The organism is Gordonia sp. DT218 (assembly GCF_049847105.1).
Classification (GTDB): domain Bacteria; phylum Actinomycetota; class Actinomycetes; order Mycobacteriales; family Mycobacteriaceae; genus Gordonia.
This window is the reverse complement of record NZ_JBNCNS010000001.1, coordinates 698,165-719,644: the sequence shown is the minus strand read 5'-3', so window position 1 is coordinate 719,644 and position 21,480 is coordinate 698,165. Positions and strand designations below refer to the sequence as shown.

The following is a 21,480-nucleotide window of genomic DNA, read 5'->3' as shown; positions in this document are numbered from 1 at the left end:
CACCGATCACCGGGTCAGTTGCAGCCGCCGCCAGGTCAGCAAGGTCAACACGGTCGACACGAGGATCAGTGGGGCCAGCAGCGCCAATTGCCACCTGGTCACGTCCACGCCGTCCGAGATCGCCCATAGTGCCGGGGCGGCGATCGTGAACCACCCGCCCGCCCCGCCGATCGTCGCGACCTGAGCCGCGATCACGATCCCGATCGCACCGACCACACCGACGAGGACCGATCGGCCGACCGTCGACACCCATGCCACGGGCAGGGCGCAGACGGCTGTCATGACGCCGAGCGCGAACTGGCGTCCCAGGCCGGGAAGGGTCTCGGCGGGAGGAAGACCCAGCCCGGATACCAGCCCGCCGACGAGCAGGGTGAGCGTGATCAGTGCGCTGGTGACGACCGCCCAAACCAGGTAGACAACGAGTTTCGCGGTCGCGATCATCGGTCGTGACACCGGGAGCGCGAACAGGCCGGTGATCGTTCCGTCGACGAATTCCCGACCGAACATCCAGGCCAGGACGACGCCGAATCCGAGAAGTGCGCCGGCCCCGGTGATCTGCGCCGCGCCGGACAGCAGGCCTGTCCAACTTCGCTCTCCGGCCGCGCCGAGTTTGTCGAGCATCCGGGGGTCGCCACTGTGCGCGGCCAGAGGCATGGCGCAGGCCAGTACCGCGGTTCCCGCTCCGAGCAGCAGGGTGCCCGCCCGCCCCACCGAGGCGCGCGCGAGCTTCACGGTCTCGGCGTAGAGCGCTTCCCTCATCGGCCTTCCCGTTCATCGTCGGCCCGGACGGTGTCGAAAAAGACGCGTTCGAGATCAGCGCTGCCCGGCGCGAGCCGTCCGATCAGGCGGCCCGAGTTGAGCACCTCGATCCGATCGGCGATCCGTGCGACCTCATCGAGATGGTGGCTGCTCACCAGGACCGCAGCTCCTGATGCTGCGCTGCGGCGCAACGCATCTCGGAGCAGGATCACGCCGGACGGATCCAGGGAATTGGTCGGTTCGTCGAGGATGACGAGCTTCGGGTGATGCTGGAGGGCGGACGCGAGTCCCAGGCGCTGTCGGTTCCCCAGGGACAACTTCCGTGCGCGCTTGTCGGCGTATCGGGTGAGGTTGAACTCGACCATTGCTTTCTCGACCACATCTGTTTGTGCCCAATGCAGTCGGGCCGACAGGATCAGATTCTGCCGCGCGGTGAGCTCGCCGTAGGTGAGTGGGTACTCGACGAGATGGCCGACCGTTGCCCACGCCGATCGCGCCACCCGGTCGATCGGTTGCCCGTCGAACTCGACGATGCCCGAGTCCGGCACCAGCATGCCCAACAGAACGCGCATCAAGGTGGTCTTGCCTGCGCCGTTGAGCCCGACGAGCGCGACGATCTCGCCGGGGTCCAGTTGCGTGGTGACGCCGCGGACGCCCGTTCCGTCACCGAATTCGCGGGTGACGTCGCGTACCGCGATCCGGGGAGTGGTCATCGGGCGCCCTCCAGGATCCCGAGAGCGCGCCCGATGGCGGCGCCGATCGGTTCGTCCGTCCGCTGTGCCCAGGACATCAGGGTCGCATTGAGTGCGCCGATCGCGGATGCCGCGGCAACGTCGGCGTCCAGGGAGTCGACTCCCCGTGCGCACAACGCGTCGCGAATCGCCATCTCTGTCCTCGCCGTACTTTGTGCCATGGCGACGCGCAGCCGCGGTGACGACGCGATCACTCGCAACCTGTCGCGGATCCGGTCGGTTTCGGCGGTGCCTTCGCTGGACCACACCGCCCGGATGCCGCGCGCGACCGCGACAAGGGCGGGGACGTCGCGAGGCTGGCGTGCCACCGCGGCGGCGATCGCAGGGTCGAACGGGTCGTCGAGCACCACTCTTTCTTTGCTGGGGAAGTTGCGATAGAACGTCATCTCCGTGACGCCCGCGGCCCGCGATATCTGAGCGACGCTGGTGTTCTCGAACCCGTCGGTGGCGAACAGCTCCAATGCCACACCGACGAGCCTCTCGCGGGTGCGCTGAGCCTTGCCGGCCTGCGACATACCAAGAATGTTAGATTCTAACATTCTTGGTGACAAGGGCCATGCCGCGGATTCCCGGCGACGTCGACATGATCAACTGAGACCGTGAGCACTCTTGATCGCGCGTCCGTGACCGCCCGGATTACTGGTTTCGAACGACGGGTGGCGGACGTGGCCGATGCCCGTGCCGCGGCTGTCGCGATCACCATCGCCCAGAAGGGCGGCCATCATGGGATCTGGCTGACCAAGCGGCCCGCGACGATGCGTCGGCACGCGGCGCAGTACGCCCTGCCGGGCGGCCGACTCGACCCGGGGGAAGATCCGCCGACCGCCGCGCTCCGGGAACTCCACGAGGAGATCGGCGTCGAACTACCTGCCGACAGCGTGCTCGGCATGCTCGACGACTACCCGACCCGATCCGGGTTCGTGATCACTCCGGTCGTCTGTTGGGCCGAAGAAGAGACGGAACCGACTCCCAGTCCGGAAGAGGTGGCGCAGTTGTTCTTCGTCACACTCGAGGAGTTGATGGTCGAGCCCCGGTTCCTCACCATCCCCGAATCGGATCGTCCGGTCATCCAGCTCCCGATCGTCGGCGCATTGGTCCATGCGCCCACCGCGGCGGTCATCTACCAGTTCGCCGAGGTCGTCCTCCGGGGGAGATCCACCCGTGTCGATGGCTTTGAACAGCCGGTTTTCGCCTGGCGCTGATTTTTTCAAAAAAATTTCCAGAACCGGGGAATTGAATCGGACCACGGTCCGTTTGAACGTGTGATGGGTCGCGAAGGCCCACGCCGACAGACCGAATACCGATCACCGTCCACTTGGAGGATTTGTCACCATGACCACAGCCGTAACCGCTCCCATCGCCGCCGGCACCTGGGCGATCGACCCGACCCATTCCGCCGTCGCTTTCTCCGTGAAGCACCTCATGGTCAGCAAGGTCCGCGGGAACTTCGAGACCTTCTCCGGCACCATCACCATCGCCGAGGACGGCACCCCTGCCGTGCAGGCCGAGATCGACGTCACCTCGATCAGCACCGGCAACGAGCAGCGCGACGGACACATCAAGTCCGCCGACTTCTTTGACGCGGAGAAGTTCCCGAAGGCCACCTTCGTCTCCACTTCTGTCGCCCCCAAGGGTGACGACTACGTCCTCACCGGCGACTTCACCCTCCGCGGCGTCACCAAGACCGTGGACCTCGAGCTCGAGTTCAACGGTGTGAGCCCCGGCATGGGCAACGGCCCGGTCGCCGGTTTCGAGGCCAAGACCGTGCTCAACCGCAAGGACTTCGGCATCGACATCGAAACACCCCTCGAGGGCGGCGGCGTCGTCGTCGGTGACAAGGTCACCATCACCCTCGAGATCGAGGCCGGCCAGCCTGCTTGATCCCGGCTGCCTGACCTCGGCACCGGAGTCACCTCCGGTAGACCCCTGACGGGAGTCGATGCCGCGCGAGACCCGCGCGGCATCGGCTCCCGTTTTCGTGTTCGGCGCCACCGCGGCGTTCGGTAGGCTTGCACTACGCCGCTGGGCAGGGAGGTGGCCGTATGGTGCGACCACGCGGCCCCTGGTCCGACACCGTCGGGTCGTGGGGCGGAGTCCATGTGCCCTCATTGTTGTGGGGCCGGATCAGCGCACCGATCTCGCAGCATTGGGCCAACTTGACCGCGACCGAACGCGCGCGGATGGCTCGATGGGCCACTGCGGCGGCGGCCATGGCGATCAGCATCACGAACTGTGTCGTCGGTGTGGAGACCTTTCTCCTCGTGCAACTCGCCTTCAACGGGGGCCAGCTCAACTTCGACACCACGCTCGGCGCCCCCAACTTCCCCGCGGTCGTGATCGCGATCGTGATCGGGCTGGGAATCAATGTGGTCCTGGGACTCTCGGTGTTCCGCCCACAGCTGCGCTGGTTCGTCAGCGGGCGTCCCGCTGACCGCGCCCGACGTCGTGCCGTGCAACGCATCCCCGGCTATCAGGTGATCACCACCCTGGTCGCGTGGTCCGCTGCGGTCCTCTCCTATGTCCTCGCCGCCAACGAGCTCACCGAGAAGACCGTGGTGGGTGTCGCGGTGGCATTCATGCTGGCGGGTTTCTCGAGTTCGTGTATCACCTACGTGTTCGCCGAGCGCGCGGCACGGCCGTTGTCGGTGGTCGCGCTGCAGGACGCGCCGGCACAGCATGTGATGCACGGCGTGCAGACGAGGATGATCGCGGTCTGGGCGGTGAGCTCGGCGGTCCCGATGGTCGGCCTGCTCATCATCAACATCGGGCGGTGGACGGGCATGCTGCCACCGGCCGTCGGCCCCGTCGACTGGGCCACCGTGGTACTAGCCATCGTCGGTCTGGCATCCGGCGCCCGCGTCATGGTCCTCGTCGGCCGAGCCATCGCCGACCCGCTCATCGATCTGCGGCGAGCTGTCGAACGTGTCGAGCAAGGCGACCTCTCGGCCCAGGTGGCGGTCTACGATTCCTCCGAACTCGGTGTCCTGCAACACGGTTTCAACGAGATGGTGGAGGGACTCGACGAGCGGGAACGCATGCGCGAACTGTTCGCCCGCCACGTCGGCGACACGGTTGCCGAACTCGCGCTCGAGCGTGGGGTCGGCATGCACGGCACCAACGCCCTCGTAGGTGTGCTGTTCGTGGACATCGTGGGGTCGACGTCGATTGCGGCCCAGCAGGATCCGCAGGCCACGGTAAAACTGCTGAACAGCTTCTTCACCATCGTCGCCGATGTGGTCGACAACCATTCCGGGTTCGTCAACAAGTTCGAGGGTGACGCCGCACTCGCGGTGTTCGGAGTGCCGGTCGTCATCGACGATCCGGCAGCCGAGGCCCTCGCGGCCGCGCGGGATCTGGCCGTTCGGCTCGAAGAACTGCCCGTCCGGTGGGGGATCGGGGTTTCCTACGGGATGTCGTTCGCGGGCAATGTGGGTGCCGAACACCGCTACGAGTACACCGTCATCGGTGATCCGGTCAACGAATGTGCGCGGCTGTCCGAGCTCGCAAAGACATCCGCCGTCCCGGTCCTCGCCGGTGATGGGGCCGTCGGTGCGGCCGGTGACGAGGCGCAGGAGTGGAGCTCGGTGGGCACACGGACATTGCGCGGTCGGCCGCGGCCGACCGAGGTGTTCGCCCCGGCGGCAATGGTCGTCGAACCGGCGACCCCGTCGGTCGGAGGGGTGCTGTCCGGCCTGCTGCGGCCGGCACGCCGCGTGGGACTGTCCGGGATGATGCGCCTGCCGTCCCAGTTCCTCGGTCGTTGACGGCCATCGGCGACGTCAATAGCGTGGACTGCATCATTCGCCGAGTAGGGGGTCGTGAGCACATGAGTGGTTGGTCGACATCGGACATCCCGGATCAGTCCGGGCGCACGGTGGTCATCACCGGCGCCAACAGCGGGCTGGGTGCGGAGACCGCGAAGGCGCTGGCGGCGGCCGGCGCCCAGGTGATCCTCGCGTGTCGTAACGCGCAGAAGGCCGATGTGGTGGCGCGGGAGATCGGATCCGCGGCGACCGTGGCGCAACTCGACCTCGCCGATCTCGACTCGGTGCGTGCCTTCGCCGACGGTCTCACCGGCGCCGACGTGCTGATCAACAACGCCGGCGTGATGGCGATCCCGCTCGACCGTACGGCGCAGGGCTTCGAGATGCAGATGGGCACGAACCATCTCGGCCACTTCGCGTTGACCGCGCTGGTCTTGCCGAAGATCGCCGACCGGGTCGTGACGCTGTCGTCGACGATGCATCAGATGGGGCGTATCGATCTCGGGGACCTCAACTGGGACAAGCGACGTTATCGGCGCTGGCGGGCGTACGGCGACGCCAAGATGGCCAACCTCATGTTCGGCAAGGAACTGGCGCAACGACTTGCCGCCGCCGGCTCCGCGACGGCGTCCCTGATCGCCCATCCCGGCTACGCGGCAACCGAACTGCAAGGCAGGTCGGGGACAGTCGAGGATGTGTTCATGAACGCGGCGAACAAGGTGTTCGCGCAGTCGGCCGCCGCCGGCGCGCTGCCGTCGTTGTACGCCGCGACGTCACCCGATGCCACGAACGGCACCTTCTACGGTCCGACTCAGATGTTCGGCGCTCACGGCGCTCCGGGGATCTCCGGCTACAGCAAGCGTGCCGACGACAAGGCCATCCGCGACGGTCTGTGGGCGACGTCGGAGAAGCTGACGGGCATCGGCTTCGCGCTCTGACGCCGGTGTGTCGGCGCCGGGGCTATTGGACGTCGAACTTGATGGAGTTCGAGGCTCCGGAGATGGTGTCGGTGACGCTGATCCCATAGGAACCCGGAGCGCGCAGGAGGAACGACTTCGCCGAGGTGCAGTCCTGTGTCTTGGTGAGCTGCGCCTTCTTCGGGACCCTCGGTCCCGAGAGGCGGATCTCCATCCGGCACTGGTTGCCGTCGACCACGGGGCCGGCGTCGATGGTCGAGTTCCACCGGACACCGAGCTGTGAGTTCTTCGGGTACACGCCCGGCGAGATCGCCTGTGCCTTGGGCGCATACGTCCACACGTTGATGGACTTCACGCCATTGGTCGCATCCGGGCGGCCGAGCTTGCCATAGTGCTGCGGCTTCGAGCTCGACGATCCGAGAGCGGAGCTGCCGGCGTTCAGGAGGTCGGAGCTGCCCGACCCCGAGCTCCCCGCGCTGCCGAAGAGAGTGTCCAGTGGACCGGCGGTTGCCGGGGCAGCGGCGGTTGCGATCGCGGCGGCGGCCAGAACGGCGACGGCGGCAGACTTTCGGATCATGATTCTCTTTTCGGCTCGGCCCCGGGGCGGTGACAACGCCCCCGATTCAACCATCCGACCAGGATGAGGAGGATATCGGGTTGGATCGATGTCGGGTCTGCCGGATCCCGGCGCTACCAGACGCCGGGTGGCCGGAACTGCACGCTGATGCGGGGTCCGACGCCGGGCGACTTCGGCACCGCGTGTTCCCACGTTCGCTGACAGCTCCCACCCATCACCAGGAGATCTCCCGGCCCGACCACGAACCGCACCGACGAGCCGCCACCGCGCGGCCGCAACATCAGCGGACGCGGGGAGCCGAGGGAGACGATGGCCACCATCGTGTCCTCGGTCGACCCGCGGCCGATCCGGTCGCCGTGCCAGGCGACACTGTCGGAACCGTCGCGATAGAGACACAGTCCGGCGGTCGCGAAACCCTCGGGCAGTTCGTCGCGATAGTGCCGCGACAGCCGCTCACGCGCCTCGCGGAGCAGAGGATCGGGGAATGACGCCGCGTCGAGGTAGGTCGCGACGAGGCGCGGGACGTCGACGACGCGGTTGTACATCTGCCGGCGTTCGGTGCGCCAGTCGGCCTCCCCGCGCAGCGAGTCGAAGAGCAGATCGGAGCCCGCGATCCAGCCGGGCCGGAGATCGACCCACGCGCCATCGGTGAGCACGCGACGCGTGGTCCGGTCGAGATCCCCGATACTCGTCTGGTCGCACTGCTGATCGAAGAGCGAACGCTGGATGCCCGCAGTCATGCTCACAGGCTACCGCATGATGCGAACATGTGTTCGATGATGTGCATCGCAGCCGGATGGCACCGAGGGGTCCGCCACAAATGTCCATTTCGTGGTGGCGGACAGCCGAGTCTTTCGGTATTCAGTAACAAGTGGAAGTCACTAACACTTTGGTGACCTCTGTCTGTTCGGCTCGTGCGAAGGGAAGACGATGGCGTCGTTGTTGTTCCGAGTCGGGAGGTTCTCCTTCCGGCACAAGTGGTGGGTGATCGCGGTTTGGTTGCTCGCCGCCGTGACGGTCGCCGGGCTCGTGGGCGCGTTGAGCCCGAAGTTCGCGAAGGACTTCAGCCTTCCCGGCACCGATTCGGGAACCGCGACATCGCAGGTCGAGAAGTACTTCCCGAATGTGATGAAACAGCAGTCACAGGCATCGACCAGTGTCCTGGTGGCCGCCGACGACGGACTGTCGGCGCACTCGTCGCAGATCGATGCGCTGGTCGATGATCTGCACAAGCTGCCCCAGCTGTCCGATGGCAACACCGTCGTGAATCCGACGGCGGTGGCCAAGGCGCAACCGGCGCTCGCCTCGTCCGTTCTCGGTGACGACGGCAAGGTAGGCCTGATCCAGGTCCGGCAGGGCATCGAGATGATGGACCTCACGGTCGATCAGAAGGACCAGCTCAAAGAGATCCTCGCCGACCACCGTGGTGGGGGACTGCAGGTGGAGGCGACGGGCTCCCTGATGCAGGTGCAGGAGGCGGGGGGCAAGGCCGAACTGATCGGTTTCGCGGTCGCCTTCGTGGTGATGATCGTCGCCTTCGGTGCGCTTGTCGCCGCATTCATCCCGCTCGTCACGGGCGTGCTCGGCGTGATGATCACCATCATGCTGGTGACCCTCGGGGCCAAGTTCATGAGCATCAACCAGACGGCAACCGGAATCGTCACGATGCTCGGCATCGCTGTGTCGATCGACTACGCACTGTTCATCGTGTCGCGCTATCGCAGTGAACGAAAGCGCGGGGGGAGCGCCGCCGACGCCGCGGGCAGAGCAGTCGGCACCGCCGGCTCGGCGGTGGTGTTCGCCGGGCTGACCGTGATCATCGCGGTGGTGGCGCTGATGGTCGTCGGTATCCCGCTGATCACCCAGATGGGTATGGGCGCGGCGATCGCCGTCGCCGTGGCGGTTCTCGCCGCACTGACGCTGATCCCGGCGTTGCTCGGCGCCGTCGGGCGCTTCGCCTTCGCTCCGCGTATCCCGTGGATCAAACATGCCGAGCCGTCCGAGACGTCCGAGACCGTCGGCGTGAAGTTCGGCCGGACCGTCGTCAAGCGTCCACTGCCGTTCATCATCGCGGGCCTGGCCGTCCTCGTGCTGGCCGCGATCCCGGCCACCAAGCTGGAGTTGGGGATGTCGATGACCACCGACGACGAGGCGGCGGCCCAGTCGCTGCTGCAGCGCGGCTTCGGTGAGGGCATCAACGGTCCGCTGCTGGTGGTGGTGCACACCGACAACGGTGACGTCACCGCGGCCGCCGCGCAGACCGTCGAGCACATCAAGACGCTCCCCGACGTCGCCAACACCAACACCCTGACCTGGGTCGGCAACGGCGCGACGCAACCTCAGGTCGGCGCGAACACCGCGCTCATCTCGGTGACGCCGACGAGCGCACCGTCGGACGGGGCCACCCACGAGCTCATGGAGCACATCCGCGACTACACGCCGGTCGTGGAGACCGCGGGTGCCCAGCTGCACGTCGGCGGGCAGACGGCCATCATGTCGGATCTGTCGGCCAAGCTCGACAAGGCGCTGATCCCGTATCTCGTGGTGGTGGTCGGCCTGGCGTTCCTGATCATGATCGCGGTCTTCCGGTCGATCTGGGTGCCGTTGATCGGCACCGTCGGCTTCATCTTCTCGGTGCTGGCGACGTTCGGCGTGACGGTGGCGATCTTCCAGGAAGGCAATTTCGGGCTGATCAGCCACACGCAGCCGATCCTCTCCTTCCTGCCGATCTTCCTGATCGGGGTGGTCTTCGGCCTTGCCATGGACTACCAGGTGTTCCTGGTGACGCGCATGCGGGAGGAATACATCCACGGGCTGTCGGCGAAGGACGCAATCGTCGCCGGTTATCGGCACGGTGCGCGCGTGGTGACCTCCGCGGCCATCATCATGATCAGCGTGTTCGCCGCGTTCATGCTGTCCCCGGACACGACGTCCAAGATGCTCGGTTTCGCATTGGCGGTCGCGGTGGCCTTCGACGCCTTCATCATTCGGATGATGGTCGTGCCCGCGATCATCGCGTTGCTCGGAGATCGCGCCTGGGGCCTCCCGAGATGGTTGGATCGACTCGTGGTGGACTTCGACATCGAGGGCGGAGCCGTCCGCGACCGCGGGCTGCCTGCCTCCGACACCGAGTCGACACCGCGGGAGCCAGTGGGTTCGGCGAGCTGATTCGAGGAGGTCGGGAGCATGGCCACACCGACGACGGCCCCGGGCGTCGGCCCGGGGCGTCGCATCGGGTTGCGGGAGAAGAACAAGATCCGTACCCGCAAGGCGATTCGTGAGGCGGCGATGCGACTGTTCGCCGAACATGGTTACACGCAGACCACCGTCGAACAGATCGCCCGTGAGGCCGAGGTCTCCCATACGACGTTCTTCCGATACTTCGCGTCGAAGGAGCAGGTGGTCATCTCCGACGACCTCGAGGAGGCCAGGGATGCGGCGACCGCCGCCATCCCCCCGGGGCTCGGGCATTTCGACCTCGTGCGGCGACTGGTGACCGATCTGTTCGAGATCGGCAACAGCGACGACTGGGCAAGCAACACCGAGAGGATGCGTCTGATCCAGTCCGAACCGGTCCTGCGCACCGCCTACCAGATCGAATCCGACCGGGCGATCTCCGAGGCGACGGACTTCTTCGCGGAATACACCGGTAAGACCGTCGACGACTTCCGGCTGCGGGTGTTCATCGCCGCGGCCGGTGGGGTGATGTTCCACTTCGCCCGGTCCGACGACCTCGCCGACGACGAGCTCCTGCGAGGACTGCTGGAAGCCATCGACCTGCTGGAACAGGGCCTGCCGCTCTAGGTCGGTCACGCATCACATCTGCTTCGACGGCGGCGGCATGGTGCCGACGCGTCACGAAAGGAGTTCTGCCATGGGACGTCTCGACAACAAGGTCGCGTTCATCACAGGGGTCGCGCGTGGCCAGGGTCGCGCCCACGCGGTTCGGCTGGCGGGTGAGGGCGCGCAGATCATCGGTGTGGACCTCGCGGGGCCGCTGCCCGGCGTGCCGTACGACCCGGCAACGCAAGCCGACCTCGACGAGACCGGCCGGCTCGTCGAGGAACAGGGCTCGAAGGCGCAGCTCGTCCGCTGTGATGTGCGGGACCTCGACGAGTTGAAAGCCGCTGTCGACGAGGGTGTCTCCGCTTTCGGTGGGCTTGACATCGCGGTGGCCAATGCGGGCATCTGCATCCCGGAGACGTGGGACGAGGTGACCCCTACCACCTTCCGCGACACCATGGACATCAACGTGATCGGGGCGTGGAACACGGTGACCGCAACTGCACATCATCTGATCGAGAGAGGTGGCGGCTCTATCATCCTGACCAGTTCGTTTGCCGGCAAGAAGATGCAGCCGTTCATGGTCCACTACACCACCAGCAAGCACGCGCTGGTCGGGATGACGCGGGCCTTCGCCGCCGAACTCGGGAACCACAACGTCCGGGTGAACAGCATCCATCCCGGAGCGGTCGCGACGCCTATGGGATCCGGCCAGATGGTGGCGCGGATCGAGGAGACCAACGCGGCCAACCCGCGTCTGGCCGGGATGGGTATGACGTTCCTGAACCAGTTCGTCGCCGAGGCAGACGAGATCGCCAATGTGGTGGCGTTCCTCGCCTCGGACGAGTCGAAGTTCATCACGGCCGAACACATCTCGATCGACGGTGGCGCGCAGTACTTCTGAGGACAACAGTACTTCTGACGACAGGAGACGGGTCAGCAGCGCCGCCCGCGGCCGGTCGACATCCGGCCGCGGGTGACCGTGATCCCCGTATGCGTACCCGCCTTCAGCCAGGTGGGGAGCGTGGGCCCGGTGAGGACCACGTCGACGCGTGCGGGACGAAAGGTCCCGGCGAGGGTCGCCGTCGCGCGGAGGAAATCGACCGGTCCGCCTTCCCTGCTGATCGGCTGCGCGAAGCCGAGCGCACCGGCGATGGGCAGCGTCACCGGTAGCGCGTGGGCGATGGCGTGCACGGACCAGTCCGCCCCGTTGGCGACCATCTCCGATGTCGCCTCCCCGTTGAACGCCGCCATCACCTTGGGCAGCCTCCAATGGACGCGACCACCGTGGACGGAGGTCTCCGAATCCACCGCGATGAACGGGACGTGCAGCCGCGGAAGAGGTCCGAGTCGTCGGCTCGGCGCCAGCAGCACCGGGCTGGCGAGAACCTCGCGATATGGTCCGACCGGCGAATCGAGGTAGTCGACCATCATCCCCACCGTGACCGGAATGGTCTTGGCGTCGGAGATCGCCAGCGACCGGGCGTCGTCGGTGGCCCGGTGCCACCAGAGGGTGGCGCGGACGGACGCAGGCCACGGCGCCGGCGGGCTCATCGGCCAGATATCACGATCAGTGCGGGACTCGACAACACTCCACATTCTGGTGCTCCTGGGATTCGCGGGATCAGGCGTGACGACGGACGGGGCTGATGGGGAGACGGATCGGCAGACGCAGGGCGCCCGGGGCGCCGTCCGGGACGGCCGCGCAATTCGGTGACACCGGCTCCACCGGTCGATAAGCCGTGCCCGGTTCCGGGCGTTGGTCCTGTTCACCGCGATTGGGCCACATGGCCAATGCCCGTTCCGCCGCGGCGGTGATGGTGAGCGACGGGTTGACGCCGAGATTCGCCGAGACCGTGGAACCGTCGACGATGTGCAGCCCGGGGTGGCCGAACACCCGGTGATAGGCGTCGACGACGCCGGTCCGCGAGTCGGTCCCGATGGCGCACCCGCCGAGGAAATGCGCTGTCATCGGGATGTTCAGGAGATCGACGACGGAGCCACCCGCATCGCCGTCGATGCGGTCGGCGACCGACCGGACAGCCCGATGTCCCTCGGGGATCCACCGCGGCGGTGGGTCCCCGGCTCCGGCTCGGCTGCGCAGACGAGGGCCGAGGCGGCCTCGTCGGGCGAAGAGTTCGATCGAGTTGTCGGCGGTCTGCATCACCAATGCGATGATCGTGCGCTCCGACCAGTGCCGCACCGACAGCGAACGGAGTGCGGCACCCGGATGTGTGAGCATCGCCCCGATCGCCTTGAGTATCCGCGGCATCCGCCCGCCGCCGTCGACGAGTACCGCCTGAAGGAGACCGATGAGGTTGCTGCCCTTGCCGTATCGGACCGGCTCGATATGGGTGTGCGCATTCGGGTGGAACGAGGAGGTGATCGCCACGCCCTGCGTGTAATCGACTGTGCGGTCGCGTGCGGTCGCTGCCAGTACGGCCTCCGAATTGGTGCGGACGACCTGGCCGAGACGATCCGAGAGGCCGGCGAGATCTCCGGACTGCTTCATCGAGAGGAGAAGTTTGTTGGTGCCGTAGGTACCGGCCGCGAAGACCACCTGGTCCGCGGTGTAGGTGCGTACCCGCCGACGGCGTCCGGTGCGATGGGTCCCGACGGTGTAGCCACCCTCGGCGCTGGGACGGACGGCATGCACCGAGGTCATCGGGATGATCTGTGCGCCCGCCTGTTCGGCGAGATACAGGTAGTTCTTCACCAGGGTGTTCTTCGCCCCGACCCGGCATCCGGTCATGCATGCCCCGCACTCGGTGCAGCCGGTGCGTGCCGGGCCGGCGCCACCGAAGAACGGGTCGGGGCTGGTGACTCCGGATTCCCCGAAGAAGACGCCCACCGGCGTCGGGACGAAGGTCTCCTCGACGCCGAATTCCGCGGCGACCTCACGCATGACGTCATCGGACGGCGTGACATGCGGGTACGTGGTGGCGCCCAGCATCCGTTCGGCCTGGTCGTAGTAGGGGCTCAGTTCGCCCGCCCAGTCAGTGATGGCGCCCCAGTGCGGATCGCCGAAGAACGACGCGGGCGGTCGGTAGAGCGTGTTCGCGTAGTTGAGCGAACCACCGCCGACGCCGGCGCCGGCCATCACCAGGACGTCGCGGAGAAGGTGCATCCGTTGCACGCCATAACATCCGAGGAACGGCGCCCAGAGATAGTCGCGGAGCCGCCAGCTCGTCGCGGGGAGTTCGTCGTCGGCGAATCGCCTGCCGGCTTCGAGGACGCCGACGCGGTAACCCTTCTCGGACAGCCGGAGTGCGGCGACCGAGCCGCCGAACCCGGACCCGATCACGATGACGTCGAAATCGGTGCCGGATGGACCGGCGGTGGGGCGGCCGATCATCGAACGACGCCCACGGTGGCCGGGGCCGTCGGCGTGATGTCCGCGTCCGGTGCGCCGGCAATCAGATGATCGGCCGGATCGAACTGCGACATCATCTTTCGATAGTCCTTGGTGAATGTCGGCCACATCACCGAGTTGCGTCCGGAGGAATCCATGTACCAGCTCGAGCAGCCGCCCGAGTTCCATACGGTCCCGGCGAGCTCGGCGTCCATCCGGTCCGTATACCGGCGCTGCGCGTCGGCAGTCACCTCGACGATCGAACGGCTTTGCGTTCGAAGGTGTTCGAGCACGGCCGAGATGTAGTACGCCTGCGGTTCGAGCATGAGCACTATGGAGCTGTGCCCGAGATTCGTGTTGGGCCCGTACATCAGGTGCAGATTGGGAAAGCCGTGTATCGCGACGCCACGATAGGCGCTCGGTGAACCGGCCCAGGTGTCGGCGAGCGTCCGGCCGTCGCGGCCCCGGAGGATGGTGGCGATCGGCGGCGTGGTGGGAGTGAAGCCGGTGGCGAAGATGACCGTGTCGACCCGATGCTCGGAGCCGTCGGCATCGACCGCCGCGCCGTCGGCGAGTCCGGAGATGGCGCCGGTCAGAGTCACATTGTCGCGCTGCAATGCCGGAAACCACTTGTTGGTCAGCAGCATCCGTTTGCACCCGATGGTGTAGTCGGGGGTGAGTCGCCGCCGCAGACCACGGTCGCGGACCTGGAGGCGGAGTTGCACCTTCGCGAGTGCGGTGGCTGCCGGGAGCAGCCGCGGGTGGCGGGCCATCATCAAGACGTAGGCCTCCCGATAGAGATAGGTGAGTCGGCGGATCAGCGTGTGGCTGATCGGCAGGGCGCGATAGGTGCCACGTTCGACGGGGCCGATGGTCCGGTCCATCCGCGGGACGACCCAGGCGGGCGTGCGTTGGAAGACGGTGAGATGCGCGACCCGGTCGACGATCTCGGGCACCACCTGGACGGCGGACGCCCCGCTGCCGACGATCGCGACGTGGCGGCCGGTGAGGTCGTGATCGTGACGCCACCGTGCGGTGTGGAACACCGTCCCGCCGAACTGGTCCGACCCGGGCAGGTCGGGGACGCCCGGCTCGGAGAGGGCGCCGGGGGCGGCCACCAGGTGGCGAGCATGGATGGTGCCGAGGCCGGTCTCGGCGATCCAGACAGCGGTGTCGTCATCCCAGGACGCCGCGGTGAGCGGACAGTTGTACCGGATGACGTCGGCGTGGTCGTGGGCAACCGCTTCGAGGTAGCGGCGGATCTCGTGCTGCCGACCGTAGGTGTGTGACCACTCCGGGTTCGCGGCGAAGGACAGCGAGTACAGGGAGGTCGGCACGTCGCAGGCCGCACCCGGATAGTCGTTGTCGCGCCAGACCCCGCCGGGGCCTGCCGCTCGCTCGATCACCCTGATGGTGAGCCGTGGGTGGTCTGCACGGAGGCGATGGACGGCGGCGAGTCCGCCGAATCCGGTTCCGACGATCAGGATGTCGACGTCTTCGGCCGGCTCGGCGCGTTCGGGATGTTCAGGCATGGCGGTCGAGGAGTTCCTTCCACACTGGGAGCAGTCGGGTGGTGAGCGCCCGGTCGGCATCGGCGGTTCGGAGAATTCGGGAAACAGCAAGTCCACGTGCGAGTTCCACGGTGAGCTCGAGTTCTGCGGGGGTGTAGCGGTCGCCGAAGAGGTCGGCGCATCCGGCGGCGAGTGCGTCGGTGACCTGTTGCTCGAGGGGGATCATCGCCTCGCGAAGCCCGCGGTCGGTGCGCGCGGCCACCCAGAGTTCCAGTGCCGCATCGAACAGTGGACCACTGAACGCTTCGACGACAATCTCGATGTCCTCGTCGCCGGTGCGGGGGCGGTTCAGGAGTTCGGTCAGCCGGCGATCCACCAGATGTGATACGGCAGCGACGACGAGCGCCTCGCGGGTCGGGAAGTGGTGCAGCAGCGCGCCGCGGGACACACCCGCACGCCGGTTGACCTCCTGCGTCGTCGTCCCGCCGTACCCGAGCTCGACGAGTGCGTCGACGGCGGCGTCCAGCACCTTCTCCCGGGTGGCGGCGGTGCGCTGCGCCTGGGTGCGCGTCACCGGTGCTGTCGGCTCGGTCATGGTGATGGAGAGTAGCGGGATTTAAAGAAACAGTCCAGACTGCTTGTTTCTTTCCGGGTTGGTGCATGTCGTGCACCTATCCGGGGAGTGTCGGGTCGGATAGCCTCTGACCTGCACGGCGCCGGAGCGTCGCCGGCCGCCGCGGAAATGAGGGGTGATCCGATGATGAAGGTGGGCCGGATTCATGTCGTCGGTGTCGTGGTGGTGGTGATCGCCGGAGTCGTGCCGTTGTTCGTCGGCGCGCAGGCGGCGGCCGCTCCTCGGTGCCCTGCGGTGTCGGTCACCACTGCGGCCGAGTCGCCGGGTGTCGCAGGCTGGGCCGAGAACCTGACCTTCGACGACGACGGCAACCTCTGGGTGTCGCGGGTGCTCGACAACACGGTCGAACGTTTTGATCGTGCCGGACGTCGCACCGCGGCAGTGCATGTCGTCGCTCCCGGAGCCATCCGGACCGGACCCGACGGCCTGCTCTACATCGCCTCGGGGGACACCACGCTCAACATGGTTCCGGGATCACCGCGCACCGGCACGATCGTCCGGTTGGATCCCTCAAGGCCTCGGCCGGCGGTGCAGGTGTTCGCCACGGGCCTGGGCATGCCGAACGGAATGGATTTCGACGCCGCCGGGATGCTCTACGTCGCCGACGGCAACTTCGGGGTCCTGCGAATCGACCGGCGTGGAGCCATCGACACGGCATGGTCACGTCGGGCTCCGAAGAATCTCGCAGTGTCCCGCACCGTGAACGGCACGAGCACCAATGGGATCGTCGTTCTCGGAGACAGTCTGTACGTCACATTGACGATGAGTCTCACCGGACGGATCCTGCGGGTGCCGATCGGTGATCCGGGCGCGGTGTCGGTCGCCGCCGACGTGACCCGGCCCTTCCCCGGCGTACTCGACGACCTGGTCGCGCTCGACGGCCGCACGCTGGCGGTCACGATGACGACCGGGCAGATCGCCACCGTCGATCTCCCGACGCATGGTGTCTGCGTCGCCGGCATCGGTCAGCCGGTCACGGCCATCGCGCAGCGTCCCGGCCGCCCGGACCTGCTGATCGTCGGCACCGAGTCCGGTGCGCTCCTGGCCGTCGCCGTGCGGCACTGAGTCGACTTCGTCGCCGAATGGCGAGAAAACTCGCTCGATGTATTGAGTCAGGTGACTGAATAGTGGTTGAATAGGCCGGACCCCGGGGACCGGGGGGGGGCTCCGGGGTCTAGGTCGGGGGACCGTGTCGGGGGCGTCGGACTTCCGGGGATGTGGGGGTCCTCGGCGGGTCGACGCCCCTGCTCCGGTTGGCTACTGCGCCGGTTCGCCTCGTCACTCCGGGGTGTGCGTCACCGGCGCCAGCCAGATACCGACGAGCGCGTCGATGAGCTGATCGCCGACGTCCGACCACGACCCGGTCGCCTCGCCGGCCGCCCGGGACCGCTCATGATCGGCCAGTGTCAGCAGGATCATGTTGCGCGCCATGGTGTCTCGCGATTCCAGGACGGTGGCGGGGATCGCGGGTAGCGACGAGTACAGGCCCGTGAGAACGGCCATCAGTCCGCTGGATGCGACTGCCTGATCGTAGAGGAGCGTCCCGAACTTCGGGTCGATCGTGATCTGCGCACAGAACCGGGCGAAATAGGTGGGTGTCCCGAGCGAACCCAGATAGTCGGTCTGCGGCGCGACGAGACAACCGATCCAGTCGCGTATCTCGACCTCCGGTCCGAGTGCGTCGACCATTGCGTATCGCAGTGGTTCGATCTCGGCGTTGTGAAGTTCGAGGATGGCCCGGACCAGTTCGAGCCGACCACCGAAGTGATATCCGACGGCATAGTTGTTGCCCTGGCCGGCGGCCTCGCTGATCTGACGATTGGACACAGTCGAAACACCCTGCTCGGCGAAGAGTCGCTCGGCAGTCGACATGATTCGGGCGCGGGTTACCGTGACCCGCTCGCTGCGGACCCTGCCCATCGTCGTCGATCTCCTAGCTGTCGCCGACTCCGTTCGGGTCGGGCATGCACTCGAGTCTAGTGCCCACCGAAGGCGCTGGGCCATGGCCGGCGCGGGTAGCGTGGGGCCATGCGATTCGGACTGTTCATTCCACAGGGTTGGCGTCTCGATCTCACCGGCATCGCGCCCGCAGATCAGTGGTCGGTGATGTCGTCGTTGGCCACGACAGCCGAAGAGACGGACTGGGATTCGATCTGGGTCTACGACCATTTCCACACGGTGCCGATGCCGACCGACGAGGCCACGCACGAGGCGTGGAGCCTGGTGTCCGCCTTTGCGGCCACCACGTCCCGCGTCGACATCGGGCAGATGTGCACGGCGATGAGTTACCGGAATCCGATGTATCTGGCGAAGGTGGCGGCCACCGCTGACCTCATCTCGGGTGGTCGAGTGCAGATGGGGATCGGCGCCGGGTGGTACGAGCAGGAGTGGCGTGCGTACGGTTATGGCTTCCCGTCTGCCGGGGTGCGACTCGCTCGGCTCGACGAGGGGGTGGCGATCATGAAACAGGCCTGGGAGACCGGACGTGCGAGTCTCGACGGTGTCCACTACCAGGTCGACGACGCGATCTGCGCACCCCAGCCGGTCGCCGGGCGCATCCCCTTGTGGATCGCGGGGGGTGGCGAGCGGAAGACGCTGCGGATCGCCGCGCAGTATGCCGACTACACGAACTTCGACGGAACGGCCGAGGGTTTCGCGCACAAATCATCTGTGCTGCAACAACACTGCGCCGACCTGGGTCGAGACTACGAATCGATCGTGCGCTCGGCCAACTGCAACGTGGTGATCGGCGAGACGGCCGCCGAGGTGGAGCGTCGGCTCGACGCCCTCGAGCAGCGGCTGGCGAAATTCGTCCATCCGGAGGCGGCCGCGGGGAGCATGGCGGCCTATCGCGGCATGCCTGCCGTCGGGACGCCGGAGCAGGTGATCGAGAACCTGTCCGCCCTGGTCGACCTCGGGATGTCCTATGGGATCTTCTACTTCCCGGACATCGCGCACGACCGCAGCAGCCTCGACTTGTTCGTCAACGAGGTCATGCCGGCGCTGCGCTGACAGCACCGCCGATCGGGCGCAACTTTCCGCCGATCGGGCGCACCGAAAGCACTGCGTCGGCCATCGGTCGGTGGCGGTGCCCGGTCGGCTGGTGGGAACCCGGGGATGGAACGTCAGAGTTGTCGAAGTCGTTGCGCGGCTTCGGAGATGACGTCCTCGCGCTTGCAGAAGGCGAATCGGACGAGGTGTCGCCAAGGTTCGACGTCGTCGACGAACGCGCTCACCGGAACGGCCGCGACACCGATCCGCTCGGGCAGCATCCGACAGAATGCGACACCATCGTCGAAGCCGAGCGGTCGCGGATCGGCACACACGAAATAGCCTGCCTCGCTTCGGTGGACGTCGAAGCCGGTGTCGCGGAGGGCGTCCGACAACAGAACGCGCGCCGAGGACAGTCGCTGCGCGGATCCGTGGACCCAGTCCATCTCGTCGTCGAGCGCGCGGGCCACCGCGGGCTGGAACGGTCCGGAACCCACATACGACATGAACTGCTTGGCGGAGCGGGCGGCCGCGACCAACTGGGCCGGACCGCTGACCCACCCGACCTTCCACCCGGTGCAGTTGAACGTCTTCGCGGCGCTCGAGATCCGCAGGGTTCGGTCACGCATGCCGGGAAAGGCGGCGAGCGGTCGATGGACCCGGTCGTCGAAGAGCAGGTGCTCGTAGACCTCGTCGGTCACCGCGACCACGTCGTGTTCGACGCACAGCCGCGCGATCTCGGCGAGATCGTCGTCGGAGAGGACCGTTCCGGTGGGGTTGTGCGGTGAGTTCACCAGGATGATCGCGGTGGAGGGGCCGAACGCGTCCGCCAGCCTGGTCCGGTCAAGACGGAAGCCGTCGCCGTCGGCGATCAGCGGAACGGTGCGTCGGATGCCGCCCGCCATCGCGACCGTGGCGGCATACGAGTCGTAGTACGGCTCCACCATCACCACTTCACGGCCGGGCTCGACGAGTCCGACGACGGCTCCGGCGATCGCCTCGGTTGCGCCGACCGTGATCAGCACCTCCGAGTCCGGGTCGTAGTCCAGTCCGTAATGTCGCCGCTGGTGCCGGGCCACCGCGTACCGGAGTTCGGGCACGCCGATCCCGGGTGGGTACTGGTTGTGTCCCTCGGCGATCGCGCGTTGTGCGGCCGTCAGCATCGACGCGGGACCGTCGGTGTCGGGGAAACCCTGCCCGAGGTTGACCGCATCGTGTTCGACCGCGAGCGCGGACATCTCGGCGAAGATCGTGGTGCCGAAGGGGCGGAGGCGGGAAACGGTGCGCACCGCTCAAGGCTGACACATCGGGGGTCATGCGTGCAGATGGCATCGTCACGGCCGTCATGGGCGGCGGTACGATCTGCGACTATGACCACCCCGCCCGTACCGCCGAACCCGGATTCACCGCAGGGGCCGCAGGACGCGGATCCCGAGCAGCCCCAGGGCAGTGGTGAGGGCCCGGCCGGAGCGCAACCGTCGCCAGGCGGCGAGCAGTACCCGGGTGCCCAGCCGGGCGCCGTTGCTCAGCCGTATCCGGGGGAACAGCCGTACTACGGCGCTCAGCCCAATCCCGGCGCTCAGCCTTATCCAGGTGCCCAGCCGTATCCCGGTGCCCAACCCGGTCCCGGCTCCCAGTCTTATCCGGGTGCGCAGTCTTATCCGGGTGCCCAGCAGTATCCGGGTGCCCAGCAGTATCCGGGTGCCCAGCAGTATCCGGGTGCTCAGCCGTACCCGGGGGAACAGCCATATCCCGGTGCTCAGACGTACCCGGGCGCCCAGCAATATCCGGGTGCCCCGCAATACCCGGGCGCGCAGCCGTACCCCGGTGCCCAGCAGTTTCCCGGCGGCCAGCCGTATCCGGGCCCGTATCCGTACGCGGCACCGCCGCCGAAGCGGTCGAGCAAGCGTTTGTGGTGGGTCGTCGGTATCGTGGCCGTCCTTCTGATGGCGATCATCGGGGTGGTCGGCTTCATCGCCCGCGATTCGGTCACCGACACCGGCGACGTCGCGGTGGGTGACTGTGTCTCGGTCACCGGCAGCGGACAGGGCGGTGACGTGCACGCGCGGAAGGCGGATTGCTCCTCGACGAGCAAGTTCACCTTCTACGTGGCGCAGAAGGTCACCGGAGCGACGTGCCCCAGCCAGGACTACTCCCGGCTCTACTGGATGCGCGACGGCGAGGAAACCGGCGAACAGTTGTGCCTGTCACCGAACCTGACGCAGGGCAAGTGTTACCAGATCCCGGTCGGCGGGATGCCGAGTGCGTCGCTGTCGGACTACAAGGAGCTCGGGTGCGGGGCCACCAAGGCCGCAGGCACCGAGATCGTCCGCGTCGATCAGCGGAGCAACGGACAGCCGTCCTGCTCCACCGACCAGCTGTCCGTCTACTTCGCGCTGCCCAAGCCGGTCGGCTACTGCCTCGCCGAACCCACCTGAGT

At 67.0% G+C, this 21,480-nt stretch carries 21 protein-coding genes; 10 read left to right on the top strand and 11 right to left on the bottom strand.

What is annotated here, in order from left to right; all coding sequences use genetic code 11:
• Positions 1-6 precede the first annotated feature (6 nt).
• From ACPXCG_RS03330 to ACPXCG_RS03320, 3 genes are read right to left on the bottom strand one after another with little or no spacing between them, the layout of a single operon-like run.
• The gene (locus tag ACPXCG_RS03330; RefSeq protein WP_425789052.1) at positions 7-759 is read right to left on the bottom strand and encodes an ABC transporter permease; all 753 of its coding nucleotides are present in this window, start codon (positions 757-759) and stop codon (positions 7-9) included.
• Positions 756-1,472, bottom strand: a complete 717-nt coding sequence (locus tag ACPXCG_RS03325; RefSeq protein WP_425789050.1) for an ABC transporter ATP-binding protein — start codon at positions 1,470-1,472, stop codon at positions 756-758. The genes ACPXCG_RS03330 and ACPXCG_RS03325 overlap by 4 nt, the downstream gene beginning before the upstream one ends.
• Entirely contained in the window at positions 1,469-2,026 is a 558-nt protein-coding gene (locus ACPXCG_RS03320) for a TetR/AcrR family transcriptional regulator (protein ID WP_425789048.1), read from the bottom strand. Before ACPXCG_RS03320 ends, ACPXCG_RS03325 begins: the two co-directional genes overlap by 4 nt.
• 84 nt (positions 2,027-2,110) lie before the next feature.
• Here ACPXCG_RS03320 and ACPXCG_RS03315 point away from each other — a divergent pair, with 84 nt between their 5' ends.
• From ACPXCG_RS03315 to ACPXCG_RS03300, 4 genes are all read left to right on the top strand, one after another.
• On the top strand, positions 2,111-2,713 hold the full coding sequence (locus ACPXCG_RS03315; RefSeq protein WP_425789046.1) for an NUDIX hydrolase: 603 nt from the start codon (positions 2,111-2,113) through the stop codon (positions 2,711-2,713).
• Between the two features lie 130 nt (positions 2,714-2,843).
• Entirely contained in the window at positions 2,844-3,392 is a 549-nt protein-coding gene (locus tag ACPXCG_RS03310; RefSeq protein ID WP_425789045.1) for a YceI family protein, read from the top strand.
• A gap of 161 nt (positions 3,393-3,553) precedes the next feature.
• Complete coding sequence (locus tag ACPXCG_RS03305; RefSeq protein WP_425789044.1) at positions 3,554-5,275, top strand: adenylate/guanylate cyclase domain-containing protein; 1,722 nt, start codon at positions 3,554-3,556, stop codon at positions 5,273-5,275.
• Between the two features lie 62 nt (positions 5,276-5,337).
• Entirely contained in the window at positions 5,338-6,213 is an 876-nt protein-coding gene (locus ACPXCG_RS03300; RefSeq protein WP_425789042.1) for an oxidoreductase, read from the top strand.
• A gap of 22 nt (positions 6,214-6,235) precedes the next feature.
• Here the strand turns inward: ACPXCG_RS03300 and ACPXCG_RS03295 are convergent, their stop codons facing one another.
• Both ACPXCG_RS03295 and ACPXCG_RS03290 read right to left on the bottom strand, forming a co-directional pair.
• Positions 6,236-6,769: a hypothetical protein gene (locus ACPXCG_RS03295; RefSeq protein WP_425789040.1), complete on the bottom strand. Its 534-nt coding sequence runs from the start codon at positions 6,767-6,769 to the stop codon at positions 6,236-6,238.
• A 113-nt stretch (positions 6,770-6,882) separates the two neighbouring features.
• Positions 6,883-7,509, bottom strand: coding sequence for an alpha-ketoglutarate-dependent dioxygenase AlkB (locus ACPXCG_RS03290; protein WP_425789038.1), 627 nt, complete (start codon positions 7,507-7,509; stop codon positions 6,883-6,885).
• Positions 7,510-7,699: 190 nt separating this feature from the next.
• On the opposite strand from ACPXCG_RS03290, the gene ACPXCG_RS03285 reads away from it, so the two are divergent.
• The 3 genes from ACPXCG_RS03285 (at position 7,700) to ACPXCG_RS03275 (ending at position 11,456) form a co-directional block, all read left to right on the top strand.
• Positions 7,700-9,937 (top strand): MMPL family transporter, encoded by a 2,238-nt coding sequence (locus ACPXCG_RS03285; protein WP_425789036.1) that lies wholly within the window; start codon positions 7,700-7,702, stop codon positions 9,935-9,937.
• Between the two features lie 18 nt (positions 9,938-9,955).
• A complete protein-coding gene (locus ACPXCG_RS03280; RefSeq protein WP_425789034.1) occupies positions 9,956-10,573 on the top strand; it encodes a TetR family transcriptional regulator in 618 nt (205 codons plus the stop codon).
• A 70-nt stretch (positions 10,574-10,643) separates the two neighbouring features.
• A complete protein-coding gene (locus ACPXCG_RS03275) occupies positions 10,644-11,456 on the top strand; it encodes a mycofactocin-coupled SDR family oxidoreductase (protein WP_425789032.1) in 813 nt (270 codons plus the stop codon).
• Between the two features lie 32 nt (positions 11,457-11,488).
• Here ACPXCG_RS03275 and ACPXCG_RS03270 read toward each other — a convergent pair whose 3' ends face one another.
• From ACPXCG_RS03270 to ACPXCG_RS03255, 4 genes are read right to left on the bottom strand one after another with little or no spacing between them, the layout of a single operon-like run.
• The gene (locus ACPXCG_RS03270; protein WP_425789031.1) at positions 11,489-12,151 is read right to left on the bottom strand and encodes a hypothetical protein; all 663 of its coding nucleotides are present in this window, start codon (positions 12,149-12,151) and stop codon (positions 11,489-11,491) included.
• A gap of 25 nt (positions 12,152-12,176) precedes the next feature.
• A complete protein-coding gene (locus ACPXCG_RS03265; protein WP_425789030.1) occupies positions 12,177-13,907 on the bottom strand; it encodes a GMC oxidoreductase in 1,731 nt (576 codons plus the stop codon).
• Positions 13,904-15,436 carry a flavin-containing monooxygenase gene (locus ACPXCG_RS03260; RefSeq protein ID WP_425789028.1) on the bottom strand — a complete coding sequence of 511 codons (1,533 nt, stop codon included), beginning with the start codon at positions 15,434-15,436 and terminating at the stop codon, positions 13,904-13,906. Before ACPXCG_RS03260 ends, ACPXCG_RS03265 begins: the two co-directional genes overlap by 4 nt.
• A complete protein-coding gene (locus tag ACPXCG_RS03255; RefSeq protein WP_425789026.1) occupies positions 15,429-16,010 on the bottom strand; it encodes a TetR/AcrR family transcriptional regulator in 582 nt (193 codons plus the stop codon). Before ACPXCG_RS03255 ends, ACPXCG_RS03260 begins: the two co-directional genes overlap by 8 nt.
• A gap of 162 nt (positions 16,011-16,172) precedes the next feature.
• On the opposite strand from ACPXCG_RS03255, the gene ACPXCG_RS03250 reads away from it, so the two are divergent.
• Positions 16,173-17,114 carry an SMP-30/gluconolactonase/LRE family protein gene (locus tag ACPXCG_RS03250; RefSeq protein WP_425789024.1) on the top strand — a complete coding sequence of 314 codons (942 nt, stop codon included), beginning with the start codon at positions 16,173-16,175 and terminating at the stop codon, positions 17,112-17,114.
• 213 nt (positions 17,115-17,327) lie between these two features.
• Here the strand turns inward: ACPXCG_RS03250 and ACPXCG_RS03245 are convergent, their stop codons facing one another.
• Positions 17,328-17,969, bottom strand: coding sequence for a TetR/AcrR family transcriptional regulator (locus ACPXCG_RS03245; RefSeq protein WP_425789022.1), 642 nt, complete (start codon positions 17,967-17,969; stop codon positions 17,328-17,330).
• Positions 17,970-18,077: 108 nt separating this feature from the next.
• Between ACPXCG_RS03245 and ACPXCG_RS03240 the strand changes: the two genes are divergently transcribed.
• Positions 18,078-19,061 carry an LLM class F420-dependent oxidoreductase gene (locus ACPXCG_RS03240; RefSeq protein WP_425789020.1) on the top strand — a complete coding sequence of 328 codons (984 nt, stop codon included), beginning with the start codon at positions 18,078-18,080 and terminating at the stop codon, positions 19,059-19,061.
• 113 nt (positions 19,062-19,174) lie between these two features.
• On the opposite strand, the gene ACPXCG_RS03235 is transcribed toward ACPXCG_RS03240, so the two are convergent.
• Positions 19,175-20,329: a pyridoxal phosphate-dependent aminotransferase gene (locus tag ACPXCG_RS03235; RefSeq protein ID WP_425789018.1), complete on the bottom strand. Its 1,155-nt coding sequence runs from the start codon at positions 20,327-20,329 to the stop codon at positions 19,175-19,177.
• Between the two features lie 81 nt (positions 20,330-20,410).
• Between ACPXCG_RS03235 and ACPXCG_RS03230 the strand changes: the two genes are divergently transcribed.
• On the top strand, positions 20,411-21,478 hold the full coding sequence (locus tag ACPXCG_RS03230) for an LppU/SCO3897 family protein (protein ID WP_425789016.1): 1,068 nt from the start codon (positions 20,411-20,413) through the stop codon (positions 21,476-21,478).
• Positions 21,479-21,480 lie beyond the last annotated feature (2 nt).